This is a genomic window from bacterium (assembly GCA_021159335.1).
Taxonomy (GTDB): domain Bacteria; phylum UBP14; class UBA6098; order B30-G16; family B30-G16; genus JAGGRZ01.
Genome location: JAGGRZ010000033.1, coordinates 1 through 2,549, shown reverse-complemented (window position 1 = coordinate 2,549; position 2,549 = coordinate 1). Strand labels below are relative to the sequence as shown.

Sequence of the window (2,549 nt, the reverse complement as noted above, 5' to 3'; positions counted from 1 at the left end):
CCCCGATTCAGGTTTTCTACAGAATTTCGGGCGTGGGCAGTCTCGAACTTTACGACATAACTGGCAAAGTTGTCCTAAGGCGCACGATAACGGCTAAAGGCAGTGAAAAGATAGCTATAGATAGGCTTAGTAGCGGGGTGTATTTTGTCAGGGTTGTTGGTGGGAAAAATTCAATAGTTCGGAAAATTATTGTCATAAAATAGGAAATCGAAAAAATTACGCTCGCCCGACGAGCTTAAGAAACTCCTCTTCCGTTATCGTCGTCACGCCAAGCTTTTTAGCTTTGTCATATTTGCTCCCCGGATTCTCCCCGACCACGACATAATCTGTTTTGCGCGATACCGAACTTGATACTCTTCCACCGAGTGACTCTACCAGCTCCGAGGCTTCATCGCGCGTCATGCTTGACAGGGCACCAGTGAAGACAAAAGTCTTGCCCGAAAGAGGCTTTTCAGCTTCCTCCTCCTCGCGAATCTCCTCCACCTCGACGCCAACCGAGAAAAGTTTTTCGAGAAACCTTCTGTTGTGCTCATCGGCGAAGAAATCGACTATCGACTGCGCAGTATTAGGTCCTATTTCCGGGATTTGTATCAACTCGTCGAATGTGGCGTTTCGCAGCGCATCAAGCGACTTGAAATGCTTCGCCAGGACATTGGCGAGATGTTCCCCTACTCCAGGGATTCCGAGCGCGAAAATGAATTTTGGAAGGCTTATCCGCTTAGCGTTCTGGATATTTTTGACGATCTTTGCGGCTAAAACAGGACCCCAACGCTCAAGTTTTTCGAGTCTTTCTGGCTGGAGCGTGAAAAGGTCAGCAGCATCCTCTATCAATCCCTCGCGAAGAAGTGTCTCCACCTGCTTGTCACCTATGCCCTCGATATCGAAGGCTTTCCTTGAAACGAAATGCTTTATCGATTCAGCTATCTGAGCTGGGCAGAACCTGTTTGGACAGCGCCTTATGACTTCCCCCGGCGGCTTGGAAAGCTTTGCACCGCACACCGGACAGTGCGTAGGCGGAACTATAGGTTTTTCCTTGCCCGTCCTAAGCTCAACCAGCGGTTTAACCACCTCAGGAATAACATCGCCAGCGCGCCTAACGACCACCTTATCGCCTATCATTACTCCGAGTCTCTCGATTTCATCTTCGTTGTGAAGTGTGGCGCGGCTTATCGTTGCACCAGCTATGAACACCGGTTCAAGTATCGCCACAGGGGTTACCGCACCCGTCCTGCCAACCGACCATATAACATCGCGAAGCGTCGATATAGCCTCCTGCGAGGGGAACTTCCACGCTACAGCCCAGCGAGGATGATGCGAAACTTGCCCAAGAATACGCTGATACTCAATCCTGTTTACCTTTATTACAACACCATCAATCTCGAAAGGCAGGTTTTCGCGCTCTCTAAGGATGTTCTCGTAATATTCCCGCACCTCCTCATCGTTTTTACAATATCTGGCATAGGGCACCAGCGGCAACCCAGCAGCCTCCATGAACTTAAGCTTTTCCCAGTGGGTCTCAAATTCCCTGCCTTCGACATAAACGATCTCATAGAAATAAGCCTTAAGTGGTCGTTGTGCAGTAATGTTTGAATCAAGCTGTCTAAGTGAACCTGCCGCAGCATTGCGCGCATTAGCGAATGTTTTTTCACCCTTCTGCGCTAATTCCTCATTAAGCCGCTCAAAATCGTCCTTATGGAATATAACCTCTCCCCTAATCTCAAGCACTGGTAGCTTAGCTGCCTCCTCACTCATCAAATACATGGGAATGCTCTTTATGGTCCTAACATTTGCAGTAACATCCTCGCCCTCAAAACCATCGCCACGAGTCGCACCTCGAACAAAACGCCCATGCTCATATCTTACCGCAATGGACAATCCATCAAGTTTAGGTGTAGCTGTATAGTCTATCTCAACCTTCTTCCCCAAAAATCTCCATATTCTGTTCTGAAACTCCATGAACTCCTCATACGAGGTTACTTTGTCAAGAGAAAGAAGTGGCACAGTGTGCCTTACCGTGGCGAATTCCTTGGCAGGTGGCGCGCCCACTCGTTGGGTAGGAGAATTGGGGTCGTAGAATTGAGGGTATTTCTCCTCGAGTTCACGAAGTCTGTCCATCAAAGCATCGTATTCTTCATCGCTTATCTCAGGCTGGTTCTTGACATAATAAAGATAGTTGTGCCGCTCTATCTCTCGCCTTAAGAACTCTATTTCCTTTTTTATTTCCTCAAGCGATTTTTCATTACTTTTCATCGTCCCTTACCTCCTCAAAACGCATAAGTTTCGCATCTCTACCGTCAAAAACTGCATATGTAAAATTTCTGTAAAAATCACCTGTATTAATATATTTGCCAGAAAATAAATTTTTTTCAACAGGTATGTGAAGGTGTCCAAGGATGACGAAATCGAAACCTTCTTTAATCTTTTTTCCAGCGAATTCTTCATATTCTCTTACGAAAACGGCTTCTTTGGGCGAGCGTCTGTAAAGTTTTTCCGCTGGAGAAACCAACCTCGCCAAAGACATCGCCCATTGCGCAGGAAAAATTTTAAAA

3 protein-coding genes are annotated in these 2,549 nt (G+C 46.8%); 1 reads left to right on the top strand and 2 read right to left on the bottom strand.

Annotated features, from left to right (window positions below):
- Nucleotides 1–203, top strand: a 203-nt coding sequence (locus tag J7J62_02025; GenBank protein ID MCD6123933.1) for a T9SS type A sorting domain-containing protein, incomplete at its 5' end; no start/stop codon positions are given.
- A gap of 13 nt (nt 204–216) precedes the next feature.
- On the opposite strand, the gene ligA is transcribed toward J7J62_02025, so the two are convergent.
- Nucleotides 217–2,250 (bottom strand): NAD-dependent DNA ligase LigA, encoded by a 2,034-nt coding sequence (gene ligA, locus J7J62_02020; GenBank protein ID MCD6123932.1) that lies wholly within the window; start codon nt 2,248–2,250, stop codon nt 217–219.
- Nucleotides 2,240–2,549 (bottom strand): hypothetical protein (locus tag J7J62_02015; GenBank protein ID MCD6123931.1); only part of this gene is annotated, 310 nt, incomplete at its 5' end. The genes ligA and J7J62_02015, both read right to left, overlap by 11 nt.

Coding starts and splice junctions, on each gene's coding strand:
- ligA (MCD6123932.1), bottom strand. CDS start 2,250: ATGAAAAGTAATGAAAAATCGCTTGAGGAAATAAAAAAGGAAATAGAG.